The organism is Actinacidiphila yeochonensis CN732 (assembly GCF_000745345.1).
Lineage (GTDB): Bacteria > Actinomycetota > Actinomycetes > Streptomycetales > Streptomycetaceae > Actinacidiphila > Actinacidiphila yeochonensis.
In genome coordinates this window covers 415477-435136 of the sequence record NZ_JQNR01000005.1, presented here as the reverse complement: position 1 = coordinate 435136, position 19660 = coordinate 415477, and the positions used below count along the sequence as shown (strand labels likewise).

Below are 19660 nucleotides of genomic sequence, written 5' to 3'. Positions count from 1 at the left end.
TACGCGGGCAGGGTCCCCACGAGCAGGACGGGTGTGCGGTAACCACCTTGTCCAGACGGCGAGTTACCCAGACCACCGCCGTGGATCAGGGTAGAGTCGACGGTCATGGTTGACCTCTATCCCCCGGCCAGTCCCTACGACTGCGGACTCCTCGACACCGGAGACGGCAACCAGCTCTACTACGAGCAGATCGGCAACCCCGAAGGCAAGCCCGCTCTGGTCGTCCACGGCGGTCCGGGTTCGGGCGCCATGCGGCGGCCGACGAGGGCCTGGGACGTCGAGTACTACCGCGTCATCCGCTACGACCAGCGCAACTGCGGCCGCAGCACCCCGCACGCGAGCGACCCGGCCGCGGACATGAGCCTGAACACCACGCAGCACCTGGTCGACGACATGGAACGGCTGCGGGAACACCTCGGCATCGACACGTGGCTGATCAACGGAGCCTCCTGGGGCTCGACGCTCGCCCTGGCCTACGCACAGCAACACCCGCACCGTGTCAGCGAGATGGTCATCCCGGCGGTGACCACCACCCGCCGCAGCGAGATCGACTGGCTCTACCGGGGCGCCGGGCTCTTCCACCCCGAGGCATGGGACCGGTTCCGCGACGGCGTCCCCGAGGACGAGCGCGACGGCGACCTGCTGGCGGCCTACGCGCGGCTGATGGAGAACCCCGACCGGGCGGTCCGGGAGAAGGCGGCCACCGACTGGCTCGCCTGGGAGGACGCGGTCATCTCCAACGAGCCCAACGGCGTCCCCGGCATGTACAGCGACCAGGAGACCGACGCGCAGATCGCCTTCGTACGCATCTGCGCCCACTTCTTCAGCAACGGCGCCTGGCTGGAAGAGGACCAACTCCTGCGCGACGCCCACAAGCTGGCCGGAATCCCAGCGGTGCTGATCCACGGCCGGCACGACATGGGCAGCCCGGTGCAGACCGCCTGGAAGCTGGCGAAGGCCTGGCCGACCGCACGCCTCCACATCATCGAGGACTCAGGCCACGCCGGAAGCGACGCCCTGGGAGCGACGGTCCGGGCGGCCATCGACGCGTTCAAGCACCGCTGACCACCCGAGTCCCCCTGCCCCGCGGACGACGACCCGAGCGGTCAGACGGTGAAGCGTCCTGCCTTCACGTCGGCGAGGAACACCGACCACGCGGGGGCGGGAAAGAGGAGGGCGGGCCCGTCGGGGTCCTTGGAGTCCCGCACGGGGATGCCGCCCTCGAAGCCGTCCACGACCTCGACGCAACTGCCGTTCTGGTTCCCGCTGTAGCTGGACTTGCGCCAGCCGGTCAGAGCGGATGCGGTGGGGATGTGCTTGGTCATGACGGCGTTTCCTTCGGGAGTGGTGCGGTCAGACGGTGAAGTGTCCTGCCTTCACCTCGGCGAGGAACGCCGACCATGCGGGGGCGGGAAAGAGGAGGGCGGGCCCGTTGGGGTCCTTGGAGTCCCGCACGGGGACACCGGCCTTGTACCCGTCCACGATCTCGACGCAGCTGCCGGACTCGCTGTTGCTGTAAGAGGACTTGCGCCAGCCGGTCAGAGCGGACGCGTGGGGGATGACGTTCTTAATCATTGGCCTCTGTATTCCTTTGCCCTGGCCTGCATGAAGGCGAGGGATTCTCGTCGCGGGAGTGCGTCTCCCAAGACGAGGTCGTAGCGATCCTGGAGATTCTGAACGAGTGCTGGCGAGTCGTGCAGCTGCCCGACCGCCACGCCTTCGGTGTACGCAGCGGGGGCTGGTCCTCAAACCACATGAGTGTGAGCATCCCATCCATGAGGTTGTGCGTGCCCAAGTCGAATGGAAGCACGTGGAGTCGGATGCGCTCCCTCTCGACCAAACTGACCAGGTGCTCGATCTGTTCGGCCATAACCTGTGTGCCGCCGACCGGCCGTCGAAGTACTGTCTCGTCCAGCAGCGCCCAGACTACGGGGCTCACTGGGTGCTCAAGGATCTTCGCGCGGTTTAGTCGGGTGATGACGTGTTTGTCACCTTCCTGCGGGGTGTGCGGAGGGAAGGCGCAACCGATCACCGATCGCGCGTACGCCTCGGTCTGGAGGATCCCCGGTACGTACACCATCGCAAACTCACGGATTTGCGAAGCCTGCTGCTCCAGCTGGCGGGCGGGATCGAAGTAGTCGGCGACAGTGCCATCATGTCGCGGTCGGAAACTGGTGAGCACGTCTCCGGTGCCAAGTACCTGGTCGAGCCGAAGCGCATCCTCCTCGGACGGCTTGCGGCGCCCAGCCTCAATGTGGGTGATGTGCGAGCGCGTCATGAACGCTAGGTCAGCCAACTTCTCCTGCGTCAGGCCCGCCTCGCGCCTGCGCTTGCGGATCCATTCGCCGTACTTCTTGTCTTCCGACATGAGCCCTCCGTGACCTGTGCCGCGTCACCCTCTGCTGGCTAGCGAGCGTAGCGCTCCTCGTATCACTCTGTGTGTGGATCGCTACACAGCGGTTCCGCTTTCATCACGGATCGTGGCGCGCGGGTCGCAGACCGCACCGCGAACCCGGCCGTGTCCGTCCAGTTCGGAGTGAGCCATGCACCACCTCCTCTCCCGCCTCCTCGCCGCGCTGACGCGTTGGGCGCCGACGTTCGGGCGGCAGTGCCGTTGCGGCGAGGGGCCGCCGGACCGTGTCGTCCCCGTTTCCGCGCCCGCCACCGACTCCGCTTCGGTGGTGCCGAGCGGGGCGCGGGCCGAGTTGCCGGTGTGGCTCCGGCCGATGCCCGTCGTGCGGGAGTCGACGCTGCCCCGGCGGTCGCGTGGGGAGGACGTCGCGTACATCCGCCCGTACGTCGTGGACTCGGAGGGCTGTCGGCAGTCGGAACGGCGCCCCCGGCGGCGGTTGTTGGTCACCGTCCACGGTGTGTACCTGGGCGTGCGGGTCGAGCGTCGGGTGGAGGTCGCGGCGTGAGCTTCGAAGGTGTGAGGCGGGTGCGGGTGTTGCCGTGGTCCAACGCCGAGGGGAAGCCTGCCTTGCTGCTGGGCGGCGGTGACGGGCCGGTCTCGCGGATCGCCGACCAGATCGAGGGCGTCCAACTCGGCATGGCGGGCGACCTGCTGGACTACGCGAGCGACCTGCTCGACGACACGAAGACCACCCCGCAGCAGATCCGGTTCCTGGCGCGGCGGCTCAGCGAGTCGCTCCAGGACGTGCTGCGTGTCGCCGAGAGCCGCGGCGCCCGCCTCTCCCACCCCTACGCCCCGGCGGCCACCCCGAAGCCCCACCCCTCCGCCGAGGACGACACCGACGACGAGGGCGATACCGCCCCGGCCGGCTGAGCCCGCCCCCACCGCGGATTGCTCACCGCGGGAGATGCACCGGCGAGGCGTGGCGACGGGGGCGCATGTGGATGCCAGGTTCTCGGGAGGTAACTGCGTGAAGAAAAGGGGTAGTTGTGCTCACCACTGATTCGCCCGATGGCGTGGACGCGAGGTTGAACGCGACCCTCGTCGCGGAACTCCGCAGCTCCGGCTGGCTGCGAACCGATCGCGTCGGGGCTGCCTTCGAGGCGGTCCGCCGTGGTTGGTTCATCCCGCCGGAGGTCTCCCGGGGAGAGGCGTACGGCAACGAGGTCGTCTTCACCAACCGGGCTGGCGACGGCACCCCTACCAGTTCGGTGTCCGCGCCCTGGCTGGTCGCCGGGATGCTGGAGCGCCTGGCCCCGCACGACGGTGAGCACATCCTGGAGATCGGCTCCGGCGGGTGGAACGCGGCGCTGCTTCGCCACCTGGTAGGCCCGAGCGGGCGCGTCACGAGCATCGACATCGACCCCGAGGTGGTCGCACGCGCCCGCCGCAGCCTGGCCGGTACCCCCTGGCAGGACGTACACGTGGCCCAAGGCGACGGCCGCGCCGGGCTCCCTGCCGACGCCCCTTACGACGCGATCGTGATCACCGTGCAGGCGTCCTCGATCGAGCCCGCCTGGCTCGATCAACTCGAACCGGGTGGACGCCTCGTCGTCCCCCTGCGAGTACGCGGCATGGGGCGCCTGCTGACGTTCGCCGCCGAGGGTGACCACTGGCGTGGCGGCGGCTGGGAGCAGTGCGGCTTCGTGCGGATGCGCGGCGAAGGAACAGACCAGCACCAAGGCGTCGGCTTCGCGCTCGGCGATGGGGCACGGCTGCGGGTGCACGACAGCGTGCTGCCCTCCGACGCGACGATCACCGGCGCCGCGTCGCAGACCCGCAGGGAACTGTGGAGCGGCGTCGTGGTCGGAGCGACCGAGCACACCCGTCCGGTGGTGGACCTCTGGCTCGCCACCGCCCTGGACCGCTACGGACGGCTCCACCCCTCCGCGGCGAAACCCCAGGACACGGAGCGCGGCCTGCTGCCCCTGTCAGGAGGCAGCTCCGCCACCTGGAGCGGTTCCACCCTCGCCTACGTGACGATGCGGGCCGCCGACAGCACCGGTACCCGCTACGAGTACGGCGTGGCCTGGCACGGCCCCGACCCCGAACCCGCCGAGCGCATGGTGGAGCACCTGCGCGGCTGGGACCGCGAGCAGCGCGGCGGCCCCGGACCGTCCCTGATGCTCTACCGCGTCGGACACGCCCCCGCGTCACCGACCGGACGCGTCCTGGTCCACCAAGGGGTCCACCAGGAACCCCGCCTGGTCCTCACCTGGCCCTGACCAGGCCGGCTCTGATCTCCCGGACGCCCCGCGTCCGGGTCGTATCCACCACCGACATAGGGAAGGAGGGAAGAAATGGACACACTCGACGTGTTCGCGTTGGACCCCCAGCAGCAGAGCATGACCGCGATTTCGGCGTTCGACACCGATGGCGACACCGATGGTGACACGACCGGTGACGGCTGTGGCGAGTCCCCGCCACAGGGGCCCACCAGCGGCTGCCTGATCCCTGACTGATGTCCGGCAAGCAACCCTAGGTGCCGGGCGTGCCGTTTACGACGGCGCGCCCGGTGCCCCCCCGCCACCCTTCGGAAGGCCCCTGATGCGCAATCTGTTCGCGGTCCGGAGAGTAGCGATGGCCCGAGTGCCCCTGACTCCCTTTCTCAGGGAACCGAGATCCGGTCTGCTCGATGAGGGCGTGTTCCTGGCCTCCCGCTCCCTGGACCAAGCCGCACCTTCGCCCCGTACCGCTTCAGCGCGTGCCGCCTACGCTCTACGCGCTGGGACCCGCACCACGCCGAACGGCGTATGGTGCGCAGCCGGCGTCGCGGTCCTCGACGGGCCGGAGCAGACTCGGGTGCGTTCGGACGGGCGTTACCGAGTACTGACGCTACCGGCCCCCGCCTGGCTGCTGGCGGTTGCCGACTGCCACGTGGAAGTTGCTCTGCCGCAGCTTGCTGTTACCGCGAATAACCTGGCCGTCTGTCGAGGCGGACGCTGGGAGGCCGTCCACCGAAGTCAGGACGGCGATGCCGTACTCGGCTCGGTCGCCTCCACCGAACTGTCCGACTGGCTCCTGAGCGAATGCGGCACTCCAGTCCCTGCGCGGCAGCTGATCGACAAGATCCAGGCCCGTTACCCCGCCGCCGACGAGACGAAGGCCCGCACAGCCATCGTCCATCTCGTCCGCACCGGACTTCTCCTGACCGACCTGCTTCCGGAAGATCTGCGAGCGGATCCGCTGCAGCATCTCGTCCAACGGCTCGGCCAAGAGCGACCAGAGGTCGCGCCGTTGGCCGACTTGCGCAGCCTCCTGCGCCGCGCCGACCAACATCCGCCCGGCAGCGAACATCGCCTCGGGCTGCTCCGGCAGGCTCGTGGCGTCGCCGACCGCCTCCACACCGTGGATCGGCCGTTCACCGTCGACACCGCAATGGACACCGAACTGCACCTACCCGCTACCGTTGGCGCCCGCGCCGCTGAGGCCGCATCAGTACTCTGGCGGATCGGCCACCGCACAGGTCCGCTGGAGACGTGGACGAGGCGCTTCACGGAGTTGTTCGGGCGACACCGGCTTGTCCCCTTGCTGGAAGCTATCGACCCCGTCATGGGAGTCGGCCCCCCGACTCCTGAGGACAGCGTCGGCGCGCGCAGTGGCCTTGACGATGCTCGTGCCCGCTACCTGACAGCCCTCTACACCGAAGCGCTTGCGCAGGGCCTCCCCGAGATCGCTCTTACCTGCCGAGATGTCCTCTACCTGGAGGCAGCAGAGGGCCCGGAGCCGCCGTACACGGCAGAGATCCACGTGCGCGTCATCTGCCAGCCGGACGGCACCCTCAATCTGGTCGTCGGACCGCATGCCGCTCAGGACGCCGGTTCAGCCTCGGCCCGCTTCAGGCACCTCCTGCCTGAGCTGATACCGACCACGTCGCTGAGCGAGCGAGACGCTCCCGTCATGGCGGAGATTGCTTGCCGGCCGCTGACCGCTCGTACCGCCGCTCTCGCGACGCCCACCGAAGCCCTTCCCCATCGCATCCCCGTCGGTGTGCCGCCTCGCGGTGGCGACCTCCTCCCGACGGACCTCGCCATCGCGTCCACCGGCAACCGGCTCATCCTCTGGTCGCGTCAACTCGACGCACCTGTAAGGCCGGTACTCCTCAGCAGAATCACGCGAGAGCTGATCCCACCCGCAGCGCAACTCCTCTATCTGCTCGGCCACGACGGCGAACGCCCGTGGCATCCCTTTACCTGGGCGCCGGTTCTTCCGCATGCGTCGTATACCCCCCGAGTCACCTACCGCGGAACGGTTTTCCTCCCGCAGCGTTGGCGCCTCCCAGACGGGCTCATCGCGGCAGCGGGGCGACGCACGGACTGGGTCAAACAGCTGGACGACTGGCTCACGCGCGTCCAGCCCAGCGTGCCGACCCTCGTCCTCGCCGAGGAATCAGACCGGCACCTGCTGATCGACCTCACCGAGCCCCAACATCAAGAGATTCTGCGCCGCACCGTATCCGCCGGTGCCCGTACGATCGCCGAAGCCCTCGGCTACTTCCCAAGCGACGCTCCCGTAGAGTCCCCGCACGGTAGACACCTCCTTGAACTCGTCGTTCCTCTCGACCGGCGCCACTCGGAGGCGTCAATCCCCGTGCCTGACCCGCGGACCGCTGTCCGGCCCCGGCGCAGCGATGAGACCGGAGCAACCGACGGCTGGATCTCCGTTGCCCTGGCCGTCCCCGTGCGTCACCAGAACGCTGTGCTCCAACAGCTTCCGATCTTCCACGGCGCCCGGCTCGGTTACTGGTTGCGCTACCGCACCCCGTCTCTCGGCCATCACGTGCGTGTGCGAGTTCGCGCAGAGAACCCGGCAGACCTCGCTCCGATCCGCGAAATGCTCGGCGAGTGGGCCGCACTCCTCGCCGACCAGCGCTTGAGCGACGGCCTGTTGTATGCCGAGCCGTATGTCCGCGAGACTCAGCGGTACGGCGGTCCTGATGCCATTGAGGCCGCCGAAGCCGTCTTCTCCAGTGACAGTGACCTCGCCTGCTGGGCCCTGGAGTTCAACGAACGCGACCGCCTCATCCTGGCCTCCGGCAACATCCAGGCAATCGCCGCCGTACTGGCTCCCGGTCAAGCCCTACGTGCCGTCTCCCGAGCCAGCCGCCTGAGCCTGTCCGAGCGGCGACTTCGCGAAGAGGCGCGGACGGTCGCACGCGAGCACCAGGCCACGCTTCCTGCCACGAAGGAGCAAACACACCGGGCAGCACTCACCGAACTGGCCGACCGGCTGCAGCCCCATATCGCGCCTCGTGTCGCCTCCGACGTGATCCACATGCACTGCAACCGACTCCTCGGCCTCGACTCATCCGCCGAACGAATCGCCCGTTCCCTGGCCCTTGACCTTCTCTACCGCGAATGACCAGCGGGGTGCAGGAATTCATCGAGACGACAACCCGTGCAATCGTCGACCCCGACCGGCTCATCCACGCGCTCGGTCCCGCCCGTGCCGCGACACTCAACGACGGTCTTTGCGGCACGGCACTCACCCTCGCTGTTCTCTCCGACGCCGACCCGGCGCTCGCGCACGCTGTGGGCCGGCACTGGGACGCTGCCGCCCGTCTCCTCAAAGGCAGCACCCCGGACGGCATCTACCGAGGCCCCGGTGCCCTCGCTGCCTCCCTGATCCTTGGAAACCCCTACCTCCCCGCAGCCCACCGCCGTGACACAGATGTCGAAAACGCCGTCGGTTGGCTCTCCGCTCGCGCCACAGGTCTTGCCAGCCATCAGCGTGACCGTCTCCAACGAGGGGACCAGGGAACTCCCTGGGCTGTCTACGACGCGATCAAGGGGCTTGCGGGCATCGGCCGTCTTCTCCTTGCAGCAGACCAGACCGGACATCATGACGCCGCCGAACCAGGCATCAACGCCGCTCTGACCACCCTCAGCAGCATGATCGTCGCGCCGCCTTTGCCCTACCCGGGTTGGTGGTTGCCAACGCACGAACACCATCTGCGCACCGTGACGCCCATACCCGCTTCCGGGGCAGCCACAACGGGACTCGCCCACGGTATCGCCGGCCCCCTCGCCTTCCTGGCCGTCGCGGCCATCCACGGTCACACCGTTCACGGACAGAGCGAGGCCATCACGATTGCGGCCTCGTGGCTCCTCAACTGGCGAAACGGAGAAGGATCATGGGCACCGCACATCTCTGGAACCGCCCTTCGGCGTCCCAACGCGAAGCCTTCAGCGAAGCGGGCACGCCACGGGTCTTGGTGCTACGGCAACGCCGGCATCGGCAACGCCCTCATCCACGCTGGCGCTGCCGTCGAGGAACCGCGATTCGCCAGGAGTGGCTACGACGCTCTTGGAGCCATCGCCCGCAAACCCGTTGGCCAGTGGCAAACCGCCGGGTCTGGGATCTGTCACGGTACCGCCGGTGTCCTCCTCGTCGCCCAAACACACGATCACGCCGGCCTTGCCCACCAAGCCCACCGAGCCACGACAGCGCTTCTCGTCAATCCCGACAGGGCACTCCCGGACGCAGGCCCCGGACTGCTGACCGGTAGGGCCGGTACCGCACTGACGCTTGGCAAGGCCGATCACAAAGGGTCCGAATCTTTCTTCTGGACGGCGCTGTTGCTACTCCGTTAGGCATTCTCCGCTCGTTCTCGCGCGATCTGGGCGCAGCCCGGTGTCGGTCCGGAAGCGTTCGACGAGTCGCTGTCGGTCCGCATTGCATTGCCACCTTGGCAGCGTTCGCGGACATGCTCGACACGGAAGGGAGGCGGTAGGTCATGACGGCCCCCGCCGAGTTGGAAGCTGAGGCCGCACGGCTGCGCAAGGGTCTCGTGCGGAGCCTCGTGGAGAGGGGCGCTCTGCGTGATCCGCTCTGGAGGGCGGCGGTGGAGGCGGTGCCCCGGCACCGCTTCGTGCCGGGCTTCTACCTGCCGGCCGACCGCCGCGACGAGCAGGGGCTGACGGTGTGGGAGCCGGTCAGCGCCGAACTGGACCGTGAACGGTGGCTGGGCGCCGTGTACTCCGACACCACGCTGGTCACGCAGTTCGACGGCGACGAGCCCGACAGCATGGCCGCTCGGCATGGCGGGACGCCCACGTCCTCCTCCACACTGCCCTCGCTGGTGGTGCGGATGTGGACCGACGCGCAGGTCGGTGAGGGACAGGCCGTGCTGGAGATCGGCACCGGGACCGGACGTCCGCACCGGCTCTGCCGCCACCCTCACCCCCGAGGGAGACGGCTGGCGGGTGCGCGAGACCGGCCCGCTCAGGTTGTGGGAGCGGGTGGAGGACGTACTGACGGCCTACGACGAGGCAGGCCGTCCCGGACCCGGGACGTTCACCCTCCACGTCGGCGCCGACGGCCAGTACCTGCGCCATCCGCACCTGCCGGAACGCGCCCTACCGTCACCCTGACCTCGGCGCTGGCCAGGCTGAGGGTTCGCGCAGGTCAGGCCCAGGAGAGTTCGAGGTGGTCGATGTCCCTGCCGGCCACGATCACCGCGAGGCCGTCCAGCGTGGCGACGCGGGCGCTCATCCCGTCCCTGGGTGCCATGCGCAAGCAGTCGTACGGCGTGCCCGCGATGACGAGGGGCTCCGGCGACGCCTCCAGGACGGGCGCTCCTCGGCGACGCCGGCTCGGCAGCCATGCCTCGACGGAGTCACCGTCGACGTCGTCCGGAGCCCCCTCGAACTGGGTCACCGTCTCGTCGACCAGCGTCTCGATGGTGAGGCCCGGACGGATCTCCGACGGATGCCGCACCGTCGCGACGACGGCGTCCGGGTACTCGATTCGGACCGCGGTCACCTGCTCGGGTGAACCGTTGAGGCTGCCCGAGGTCTGTCCCAGCAGTCCGGCCGGTCGGCCCGCGAGGACGGCCACGCGGCCCGCCAAGGCGTTCTTCGCCCATTCAAGCGTCGGTAGGTGGCGAGGAGGCGGGGGATGCTCACTGAACCTCATCCGTCCTCCGTCGTCCGACGCTCCTGAGCCGTCCCGCCCAGAGGCTCGCACCAGGATGCCACGGCCGGAAAGCGCGGCTGAGCCCTTTGGGATGTCGATCACCGGGGAAGGACCGCACCCCGGCGCGCCGTTGGGGCTCGCGGACGCGGACGGCATCCGGCTCACCTGCTTCGCCGCCGACGGGACGTTCGGAGAGGACGCCTCGCGCTTCCGGACCGGCAGTGCTCCCTGGCCCGTGGCCCCCGGCGGAGCCCGGCCCCGCTTGCGTGCTCCGGACGTCACGCCGGACGTCACGCCGGATGTCACCCACGAGGTCGCACCTTCTGGGGTTGGGCTCGGGTGATCAGGCCATCAGCGGAAGAGGCAGAACGTTCGGTCTTGACGGTGGCGTGGGGGAGCGTCTCTAATGAGGAAGACAGAACGTTCTCCACCGGTGGGTGTGCTGCGCGTATCCGCATACGCGTCGCGTCCCGCCCGCCGCCGATGTCCTAGCTCTGTCCGGTGTGACCACCGCTTGCCGCGGGGGTCGGCGCTAACGGCGCCATCCCCTGTGACCTGCGCGGATGCCGGGTGGGAGGGAGTGTCCGTGAGTGTCCGTCCAGTGACCGCCGATGCGTCGCGCCCCTACGTCGATACCAGCACGCCGCACCCGGCGCGCATCTACGACTGGTTGCTGGGCGGCAGAGACAACTACCCCGTCGACCGGAGGGTCGGTGAGGCGCTGCCGGGGGAGACGCGTGGCAACGCGGCCCGGAACCGGGCGTTCATGCACCGCGCGGCCGCCTGGCTGGCGAAGAACGGCATCGACCAGTTCCTCGACATCGGTTCCGGGATTCCCACCGAGCCCAACGTGCACCAGGTCGTGCAGGCGATCGTGCCCGCCGCCCGGATCGTGTACGTGGACAACGACCCGAGCGTCCTGCCGCACGCGGAGGCGCTGCTGGCCGGCACGCCGGAGGGTGCCACCGGCTTCCTGCACGCGGACGTGCGGCAGCCCGCGGCCATCCTGGAGCGCGCGGGTGAACGGCTCGACCTCGGACGTCCCGTGGCCTTGTCCCTGCTCGCCCTCCTGCACTTCCTGCCCGACGGCGAGGACCCGTACGGCATCGTGCGCGCTCTGGTGGAGGGGCTTCCGTCGGGCAGTTACCTGGTCCTCTCGCACGGGACGGCCGATCAGCACCCGGAGTGGGAGGGGAAGATCGAGGCCGAGTTCAAGAAGGGCGCGATCCCGCTGCGGTTGCGTACGCGCGGGGAGGTCGAGCTCTTCTTCGACGGGTTGGAACTCGTCGCGCCGGGGCTGGTGTCCGCCACCGAGTGGTACCAGGAGGGCCCGGCGCCGGCCTGCGAGCGGAGCGGCTTCCATGTCGGCGTCGCCAGAATCCCCTGACGCGAATACCTGCGCGCGGTGGTCGGGCCAACCGCCTCCACCAACGGGCGGCAGGTGGTGCTGTCGTCACGTCGGGTGACCCGTGGCCGGGGCTGTAGACCAGCGCCTTACGCCCCGTAATGCCGGATTGGTCCGGACGTGTCACGCTGAGAGTGCCGGATCGGGCCGACCCGCACCGGGCCAGCCACGGCGTGGCGAGAGGAGCCCCGGCAATGTCCTCCGATGTACGGCGAGGCGAGAGCAAGAGTACGCAGATCTGGCGGTCCAGCGGGATTCTCTTTGCCGCCTTCATGCTGATCTTCAGCGGTGCGGTGGCCATCCTGGAAGGCATCGCGGCGATCCTCAAGGACGACGTCTTCGTCGCCGGTCCCCACTACGCCTACTCGTTCAACCTGACCAGCTGGGGATGGATTCACCTGATCCTCGGCATCCTGGTGGTGCTGGCCGGTATCGCGCTCTTCGGAGGCGCGGTGTGGGCACGGTTCCTCGCCATCTTCCTGGCCGGGCTGTCGCTGATCGCCAACTTCATGTGGCTGCCCAGGTACCCGTTCTGGGCGCTGATCCTGATCGGGATCGACGTGTTCGTGATCTGGGCGCTGGCAAGCAGCTTCCACCACCACGACCACCACTACGACCGCCACGACCACGACCGCCACTACGACGCGGGCGAGAGGCGGTAGCTCATGGCCCCGCCCGCCAAGCCCGCGTCCGGCTCCTCCGCGAAGTCCGCCAAGCCCGCGTCCGGCTCCTCCGCGAAGCCCGCGAAGTCCGCGAAGCCAACGGGAGCCGCGAAGCCAACCGGGGCCGCGAAGTCCGCGAAGGGCGCACCCGTGGTGGACGGGCCCGTGATGGGCACGTTCGCCGGAGGCGGCAAGGTCGCCCGGCCCGCGCGGGGCCGGGCGGGCGGGCGGGGCCGGGCGGGCGCGCCCGGACCCGCGGGCTCTGGCGGCGCGGCGGCGTACCCCGCAGGAGCGGGCCGAGCTCGGACGGGGCGCGCGGGCTCGGGTGCCGCGCTCCAGCCACGCCGGGTACGAGCCCGCGTCCGACCGGCGGGACGTCGTGGAGATGGTCGAGCAGCAGTCGGCGTACCGGCTCCAGGAGCTGGTGCCGATCCGGTACGCGCGGATGGCCGAGTCGCCGTTCCGCTTCTACCGGGGTGCGGCGGCCGTCATGGCCGAGGACCTGGCGGGGACGCCGAGAACCGGGATCGAGACCCAGCTGTGCGGCGACGCCCACCTGCTCAACTTCCGGCTGCTCGCCTCGCCCGAGCGCCACATGATGTTCGACATCAACGACTTCGACGAGACGCTGCCCGGCCCCTGGGAGTGGGACGTCAAGCGCTTCGCCACCAGCCTGGTCGTCGCCGCGCGGGCCAACGGCTTCTCGGCGAAGGAGCGTTCACGGATCGTGCGGCGCGCGGTGCGGGCCTACCGGGAGCGGATGCGGGAGTTCGCGTCGATGGGCAACCTGGCCGTCTGGTACTCCCACGTCGACGAGGCATGGGTGCGGGAGCGGTTCTCCGGGCGGGTCAGCGACCGGGCGCGGGGCCGGTTCGAGCGGATGGCGGCCAAGGCGCGCGGCCGCGACACCCTCCAGGCGTTCGACCGGCTGACCGAGGAGGTCGGCGGTGTGCGGCGGATCGCGGCCGACCCGCCGCTGCTGGTGCCGTTGCGCGACCTGATCCCCGAGGTCGAGCGGCGCGACCGCGAGGAGGTCGAGACGGCCATCCGGCAGCTGCTGGAGCGCTACGGCCACACCCTCGCCTCCGACCGGAGGTTCCTGCTGGAGCAGTACCGGGTGGCGGACATGGCGCGGAAGGTCGTCGGCGTCGGCAGCGTCGGCACCCGCTGCTGGATCGTGCTGCTGCTCGGCCGGGACGGCGGCGACCCGCTCTTCCTCCAGGCCAAGGAGGCCGGGCCCTCGGCGCTGGCGCCCTTCGCCGGCGGGCAGGGCTGGCAGGGCCCGGAAGGCGAACGAGTCGTGTCCGGACAGCGGTTGATGCAGGCGACCAGCGACATCTTCCTCGGCTGGGAGCGCGTCGACGGGATCGACGGCGTACGCCGCGACTTCTACGTACGCCAACTGCGGGACTGGAAGGGCATTCCCGAGCCCGAGCGGATGGTCCCGGACGGCATGGCCGCGTTCGCCGAACTGTGCGGCGCGACCCTGGCCCGCGCGCACGCCCGCTCCGGGGACCGGATCGCCATCGCCGCGTACCTCGGCGGGGGGAGCGTCTTCGACGAGGCCGTCGCCGAGTTCGCGGAGTCCTACGCCGACCAGAACGAGCGCGACCACGCGTCCCTCGTCGCCGCCATCCGCTCCGGCCGCCTCCCCGCCGCCGACGAGAACCCCGGAGCCCTGAAGCCCGCCAAGCCCGCCAAGCCCGCCACGTCGGGCAAGTCCGCCAAGTCCGCCGAGTAGGGCAGGTCCCACCGGGGCGCGGGCCGGAAGGCCGCCGGTTGACGGGCTTCCGGGCTGCCGGTTGACGGGCTGACGGGCTGCCGCGACGTGGAACGGCCCTGCGGGAGAGCCGCCGGTCGGCGGGCCACCGCAGGGCCGTTCAGCAGGGCCGTTCCTGGTTCAGCTGGTGCGCCGCGCCTGGTCACGGGATCGCCGGTCCGGCGGGCGCGGAGCGTTCACCGCGTCACTGGCTGAGGAGCTTCGTGGCCAGCGTCGCCGCGTTGTACGAACCCCAGCCGGTGGTGAAGTCCCAGCCGGTGGCCGAGGAGTAGGCGCCGTTGCTGCCGCTGGTGACGTCGTGGAAGCCGGTGCCGTTCGCCGCGTAGAGGGCGGGGTTGGCGAAGCCGAGCCGCGCCTTGCCGGCGGCCGCCGCCTGCTGGTTGTAGAGCGCCGCGAAGGCCGCCCACTCCGGGGCCGCCGCGCTGGTGCCGCCGACCTGGGCCCAGGTGCCCTCGGTGTAGATCGACACGCCCGGGGACGGGTTGGCGAGCGCCGCCACGTCCGGCACCTGCCGCTTGCCGCCGCCCTGCGTCTTCTGCACCGGCGTCTGCCAGCTCGGGATGGCGAACGTGCTGGACTTGCCGCCACCGCCGCCGGACCAGGCGGTCTCCTTGCTCCAGGCGTTCGCGGAGGTCACGGTGAGCGTGGTGCCGCCGACACCGGTCACGTACGGGTCGCTGGCCGGGTAGTCGACGGAGGTGCCGCCGGTGCCCGCGTCGTCCGAACCGCTGTCACCGGAGGCCGCGAAGAAGCCCAGGCCCTCGGCCGCGCCCTGCTCGAAGACCGCGTCCACCGCGCTGATGTTGGAGGCGGTGCGCTGCGACTCGGCGGCGCCCCAGCTGATCGACGTCACGGGGATGCCGCTGTCGACGATCGCCTGGTAGGTGTCGACCTCGCCGGCGTCGGAGTTGGGGCCCTCGAAGACGGTGACGTTCGCGGCCGGGGCGACCGCGTTGAGCACCTCGATGTCCAGCTCCACCTCGACCTCGCCGTCGCCCAGCGAGCCGGAGCCGCCGTCGACCTTCGTCACGGTCGGCGCGGTGGAGCTCAGGCTGTAGTGGCTGTCGTAGGAGGTGATGTTGGACTGCTTGAACCCGTCGAACTCCAGCAGCGCGACCTTCTGGCCGCTGCCCGTGTAGGTGCCGGAGACGTTGTAGCCGCCCTTGATCTGGGCCGGCGTGTAGCCGCCGCCGGGGCCGTTGTGCGGGCTCGCCGACGGGTTGGCCAGGGTGGTCGGCTGGTGGTGCAGCTTCGCCTGGCTGTTGAGGCCCGAGACGTCGCCGACGAGCGAGGCGATCGAGGACGGCAGCGAGGGCGCCGCGTCGTTGGAGTAGAAGGTGCTGCCGGTGGAGCCGTCCCGGTACGTCGACAGCGAGGTGCCGAACGCCTTGCGCACCTGGGCGGCGGTGCCGGTGGCGTCGACCAGCAGGTTGCCCGAGTGGACCGTGCCGACCTTCAGGCCCTGCGCGGCGAGGTAGTCGGTGACCTGCTTCACCTCGGCGCTGGTGCGGCCGTACTCCGCGGCGAACTGGGACGTCGTCAGGTAGTGGCCGTACGTCGCCGAACTCGGGTCGCTGACCTGCTTCACGAAGGCGGCCAGCCCCTGCGCGTCGCGCGGCGTCAGGCTCACCGCGACCGATATCCGGTCGTTGGACGCAACCGAGCCGGTGCGCACCGCGTGCGCACCCAGGCTCGGCACCGCGTCGCCGGCGATCGCGGTACGGGCGGCGCCCGGCTGGCCCGAGGCGGCGTGGGCGGCGGCGGGGATGGCCGCCAGCAGCAGCGCCGGGGCGGCGGTGGCCACCAGCAGTTTCCGACGGAGTGTCACGAAGGTCCTCCATGCGTGGGTCGGGGGCCCCGGTTCGGGGACGTGTCCACGCTAGGTTCCGCATGTGACGGGACGTAAGCGTGGGAACCCTTGCGACGCCTGTTAAGGATGTGTTGCGCCGGACCGTCGACGTGTGGCGGCGGATCGCCGTGACATGTCGCCGGGCTTTCACCCAAGGGCTGCCGTCCGGCCGCCCTGCCGCCCTGCTGCCCTGCCGTCCGGCCGCCCTGCCGCCCTGTCGCCCTGTTCGGTCGAGGAGACGCGGTGCGGTCGAGGAGACGCGGTGTGGTTGAGGAGGCGCGGTGCGGCCTGGCCGACTCGGGGCGGTGCGGCCTGGTCGACCAGGCGCGGGTGCGGTCGTTCGTCGGCGCCGGAGTCCGGCAAGGGTCAACGCGGCGTCGTGGTCGACGTGATGAGGTGCGCCAGCTCGGTACGGGAGCGGACCCCGAAGCGCCGGTAGAGCCGGGACAGGGTGCCCTCGACCGTCTTGACGCTGATGAACAGCTGCGCCGCCACCTCCCGGTTCGTGGCGCCGCCCCGTACCAGCTCGGCGACCCGTGCCTCCGCGGGCGTCAGCCCGCCCCGCTCGGCCGCCGCGGCCGGCACCGCGTCCACCCGGGCCAGTTCGGCCCGCGCCTGCTCCGCGAGCGGCACCGCCCCGGCCTCCTCGGCCCGGCGCAGCGCCTCGCCCAGCACCTCCCGCGCCGCCGCCCTATGCCGGGAGCGCCGCTCCACCGTGCCCAGCGCGGTCAGCGTCCGCACCAGGTCCACCGGCAGCTCCAGCGGCCGCAGCCGCTCCAGCGCCACCCGCAGCAGCGCCACGCCCTCCGCCGGCCGGCCCTCGGCCGCCGCCAGCAGCCCTCGGCCCGCTCCAGCGCCGCCCGCGCGCTGCCCGGCAGCCGCCCGGCCCGCCCGTGCGCCTCGTCCAGCACCTCCCGCGCCACCGCGGACTCGCCCAACGCCACCAGCGCCTCCGCGAGGTCCGCGTACCAGCCCAGCAGCGGCGGGTCGGCCGCCCCCATCGCGACCCCGATCCGCACCGCCCGGCGCAGCACCTCGGCCGCCTCGGCCACCCCGGCCCGGTCCCCTCCGAACAGCCCCGCCTGCGCCAGCGCCGCCAACGCCCGCGGCAGGAACAACTGGTCGCCGTCCTCCTCCGCGGCCCGCACCGCCCGCAGCGCCGCCTGCCGCGCCCGCGCCGGGCTGCCGCCGACCGTCTCCGCCAGCGCCGCCGCGTACAGGGCGGGCGCCGACTCCATGCCGGCCTCGGCCGCCACCCGGGTGCAGCGCCCAGCCGTCAGCAGGGCCTCCCGGCAGGCCCCCGCCCGCACCTGCGCCCGGGTCAGCGCCACCAGCGAGGCCACCGTGGACTCCACCCCGTCGCCCTCACCGGTGGCGGCCAGCAGGCCGGTGAGCTGCCGCAACGCCTCGCCGACCCGGTCGGCGTCCAGCGCGAGCACCGCCCGCATCCGGGTCAGGCCGCGGCTGCGCGGCCCGTCACCGGCCAGCGCCGCGGCCTGCGCCAGCGCCCGCTCGGCCGCCTCGCCCGATCCGGACAGCGCCCGTACCCGGGCCAGCGTGGCCAGCGCGGAGACCCGCAGGCCCCGGTCGCCGGCCCGCTCGGCGCACCGCGCCGCCCGCAGCGCGTGCAGCTCTGCCTCGCCCAACGCGCCCGTCAACAGGCCGCGTACTGCTGACCAGTGGTAGAGCGGAGCCTGCAACTCCGGTGCTTCACCGGCCTCCCGCAACGCCTCATCGATCAACTCGCCGCGGTCACCGAGGGCCTGGCCCGCCGTGCGCAGCAGGACCAGCCGGGCGTGCACGCGGTCCCGGGCCGCCGCCGACTCGGCGAGCACCGCGCGGGCGGCCCGCTCGGCGTCCTCCCAGCGGCCGGCGTCGCAGGCGAAGCCGGCGGCGGCCAGCAGCCGACGGTCGCGTTCGGCCGGCCGCCGGGCCGGGGTCCGGCGCACCGCCATAGCCGCCAACTCCGCCGCCGCGCCGGGCTCTCCCCGCTCCCGGGCCGCCCGGGCGGCGGCCATCAGCTCCGTCGCCACGCCGGCGTCCTCGCCCGGCCGGGCCAGCGCCAGGTGCCGCGCCGCCGCCACCGGCTCCTTCGCCACCCTCGCCAGCCGGGCGTGGACGGACCGCCGCTCCCGCTCGTCGGCGTCCGCGTACACCGCGGCGGCCAGCAACGGGTGCGTGAAACGCACCTGTTGGGCGGTGTCCACGGCCAGCACCCCGGCCTGCTCGGCCTCCTCCAGCGCGCCGTCCGGGCCCCGCACCCCGGCCGCCCGCAGCAGCGGAACGTCCGGCCGGGCCGCCGCCGCGGCCACCAGCAGCGCCTGCCGCACCGCCGCCGGCAGCCCCGCGACCCGCTCCAGCACCACCGCCCGCAGCCCGCCCGGCACCGGCAGCCGCCCGCCGGCCTCCGCGCTGAGCCCGTCCCGCGGCGCGGCACGGGCCAACTCCTGCGCGTAGTACGGGTTTCCGGCGGCGATCCGCAGCACCGCGCGCAGCACCGGGCCGGACGGGCCGCCCGCCGGAAGCAGCGCCGCGACCTCGGCGTCCGGCAGCGGCGGCACCCCCAGCAGCGCGCTGCCCGGCGGGCACAGCGCCGGCACGCCGGGCCGCTCGCCCTCGGCGACCCGCAGCGCGGCGACGACCCGCACGTCCACGTCCTCGATCCGGCGCGCGGCGAAGGCCAGCACGTCCGCGCTGGACGGGTCCAGCCACTGCAACCCGTCGACGGCCACCAGGACCGGCGTGTACGCGGCCAGCCGGCGCAGAACCTCCAGCACCGCGACCCGGACCGCCAGCGCGTCCGGCCGCCCGGCCGGGCCGGGACCGTCCAGCAGCGCCGTCGGCAGGGCCGCCCGCAGGCCGGGCGGCAGCCCGTCCACGACCCGGCCGGGCACCCGCGCGAACAGGTCGACCACCCCGACGAAGGGCAGGTCCGCGTCCTGCGCGGCGGGGGAGCAGCGCAGGACCAGCACGCCCTCCTCCTGCGCCCGCGCGGCCACCGAGGCCAGCAGCGTCGACTTGCCGATCCCGGCGGGCCCGTGGACCAGGAGGCCGCGATGGCGGGCGAGCAGCCGGACGGCCGCGTCAGCCGCGCGGGCGGGGGTCGCGGGGTCGGCCGCGTCGGGGGGTTCCGCCGCGAGGCCGGGCCCGTGAAGGCCCGGGAAGGCGAGGGAGCCTGGGGAAATGGAGGAGGTGGGGGAGGTAGGGGAGCCGGGAGAGCGACCGGCCCGGGTGCGGTGCTGCGCGACGTCGACGGGGGCGCGGTCGTCCACGGTGCGGCTCCTTCTGGCCCGGGCCGTAAAGGGGGTAGGCCACTGACCATTGCATGTGCTCATGACAACGATCGGAATGCCGTGTGTCAATGGCGCCGGACGCACCTCGGTCCACCGGCCGCCCCGCACGTGGACCAGGGAGCGGATCAGGGGAGTCGGGCCGGCGTCGGAGTCGGGGTCCGACCGGCGGGCCTCCGGTGCGCGCCCGCTCGGATCGGCGGACGCCCGTCAGCCGTGGCCGTCCGCGCCTGCCTCCGCTCCTGCCTCCGCGCCTGCCTCCGCGTCTGGGCGCGTCTGGGCGCGTCTGGGCGCGTCTGGGCGCGCATGGGCGCGTCTGGGCGCGCATGGGCGCGTATGGGACC

Annotated in this window: 16 protein-coding genes and 2 pseudogenes; 11 read left to right on the top strand and 7 right to left on the bottom strand. The window is 71.7% G+C overall.

Annotation, left to right across the window (positions count from 1 at the left end):
- The first annotated feature begins 105 nt into the window (after positions 1-105).
- Positions 106-1065: a prolyl aminopeptidase gene (gene pip / locus BS72_RS14020; RefSeq protein ID WP_037910799.1), complete on the top strand. Its 960-nt coding sequence runs from the start codon at positions 106-108 to the stop codon at positions 1063-1065.
- A gap of 41 nt (positions 1066-1106) precedes the next feature.
- On the opposite strand, the gene BS72_RS14015 is transcribed toward pip, so the two are convergent.
- The 3 genes and pseudogenes from BS72_RS14015 to BS72_RS14005 form a co-directional block, all read right to left on the bottom strand.
- Entirely contained in the window at positions 1107-1325 is a 219-nt protein-coding gene (locus BS72_RS14015) for a DUF397 domain-containing protein (protein ID WP_037910797.1), read from the bottom strand.
- A 28-nt stretch (positions 1326-1353) separates the two neighbouring features.
- Positions 1354-1575: a DUF397 domain-containing protein gene (locus BS72_RS14010; protein ID WP_037910794.1), complete on the bottom strand. Its 222-nt coding sequence runs from the start codon at positions 1573-1575 to the stop codon at positions 1354-1356.
- Positions 1572-2368: pseudogene (locus tag BS72_RS14005) on the bottom strand (helix-turn-helix domain-containing protein). The gene BS72_RS14010 and the pseudogene BS72_RS14005 overlap by 4 nt, the downstream one beginning before the upstream one ends.
- A 175-nt stretch (positions 2369-2543) precedes the next feature.
- On the opposite strand from BS72_RS14005, the gene BS72_RS38255 reads away from it, so the two are divergent.
- The 7 genes and pseudogenes from BS72_RS38255 to BS72_RS34070 all read left to right on the top strand — a co-directional run bounded on the left by BS72_RS38255 (position 2544) and on the right by BS72_RS34070 (position 9786).
- Positions 2544-2918 carry a hypothetical protein gene (locus BS72_RS38255; protein WP_037910792.1) on the top strand — a complete coding sequence of 125 codons (375 nt, stop codon included), beginning with the start codon at positions 2544-2546 and terminating at the stop codon, positions 2916-2918.
- Positions 2915-3286: a hypothetical protein gene (locus BS72_RS13995; RefSeq protein WP_051951090.1), complete on the top strand. Its 372-nt coding sequence runs from the start codon at positions 2915-2917 to the stop codon at positions 3284-3286. The genes BS72_RS38255 and BS72_RS13995 overlap by 4 nt, the downstream gene beginning before the upstream one ends.
- 116 nt (positions 3287-3402) lie before the next feature.
- Entirely contained in the window at positions 3403-4638 is a 1236-nt protein-coding gene (gene fxlM, locus BS72_RS13990) for a methyltransferase, FxLD system (RefSeq protein WP_078901351.1), read from the top strand.
- 75 nt (positions 4639-4713) lie between these two features.
- The gene (locus BS72_RS37220; protein WP_198545889.1) at positions 4714-4875 is read left to right on the top strand and encodes a hypothetical protein; all 162 of its coding nucleotides are present in this window, start codon (positions 4714-4716) and stop codon (positions 4873-4875) included.
- An 85-nt stretch (positions 4876-4960) separates the two neighbouring features.
- Positions 4961-7774, top strand: coding sequence for a lantibiotic dehydratase (locus BS72_RS13980; protein WP_078901350.1), 2814 nt, complete (start codon positions 4961-4963; stop codon positions 7772-7774).
- On the top strand, positions 7771-9006 hold the full coding sequence (locus tag BS72_RS34075) for a lanthionine synthetase LanC family protein (protein WP_078901349.1): 1236 nt from the start codon (positions 7771-7773) through the stop codon (positions 9004-9006). The genes BS72_RS13980 and BS72_RS34075 overlap by 4 nt, the downstream gene beginning before the upstream one ends.
- Positions 9007-9149: 143 nt before the next feature.
- A pseudogene (locus tag BS72_RS34070) lies at positions 9150-9786 on the top strand (hypothetical protein).
- Positions 9787-9820: 34 nt separating this feature from the next.
- Here BS72_RS34070 and BS72_RS13970 read toward each other — a convergent pair.
- Entirely contained in the window at positions 9821-10264 is a 444-nt protein-coding gene (locus BS72_RS13970; RefSeq protein ID WP_157856223.1) for a hypothetical protein, read from the bottom strand.
- A 652-nt stretch (positions 10265-10916) separates the two neighbouring features.
- Here BS72_RS13970 and BS72_RS13960 point away from each other — a divergent pair.
- From BS72_RS13960 to BS72_RS13945, 3 genes are all read left to right on the top strand, one after another.
- Positions 10917-11717 carry an SAM-dependent methyltransferase gene (locus tag BS72_RS13960; protein ID WP_407638973.1) on the top strand — a complete coding sequence of 267 codons (801 nt, stop codon included), beginning with the start codon at positions 10917-10919 and terminating at the stop codon, positions 11715-11717.
- Positions 11718-11929: 212 nt separating this feature from the next.
- The gene (locus BS72_RS13955; protein WP_407638972.1) at positions 11930-12397 is read left to right on the top strand and encodes a DUF7144 family membrane protein; all 468 of its coding nucleotides are present in this window, start codon (positions 11930-11932) and stop codon (positions 12395-12397) included.
- Between the two features lie 325 nt (positions 12398-12722).
- The gene (locus BS72_RS13945) at positions 12723-14138 is read left to right on the top strand and encodes a DUF2252 domain-containing protein (RefSeq protein WP_322942241.1); all 1416 of its coding nucleotides are present in this window, start codon (positions 12723-12725) and stop codon (positions 14136-14138) included.
- Positions 14139-14361: 223 nt separating this feature from the next.
- Here the strand turns inward: BS72_RS13945 and BS72_RS13940 are convergent, their stop codons facing one another.
- The 3 genes from BS72_RS13940 to BS72_RS13935 form a co-directional block, all read right to left on the bottom strand.
- Positions 14362-16005, bottom strand: a complete 1644-nt coding sequence (locus BS72_RS13940) for a S53 family peptidase (RefSeq protein ID WP_037910774.1) — start codon at positions 16003-16005, stop codon at positions 14362-14364.
- Between the two features lie 387 nt (positions 16006-16392).
- Complete coding sequence (locus BS72_RS38250) at positions 16393-16827, bottom strand: helix-turn-helix transcriptional regulator (protein WP_051951088.1); 435 nt, start codon at positions 16825-16827, stop codon at positions 16393-16395.
- Positions 16755-19298: an AAA family ATPase gene (locus BS72_RS13935; protein ID WP_232792398.1), complete on the bottom strand. Its 2544-nt coding sequence runs from the start codon at positions 19296-19298 to the stop codon at positions 16755-16757. The genes BS72_RS38250 and BS72_RS13935 overlap by 73 nt, the downstream gene beginning before the upstream one ends.
- Positions 19299-19660 lie beyond the last annotated feature (362 nt).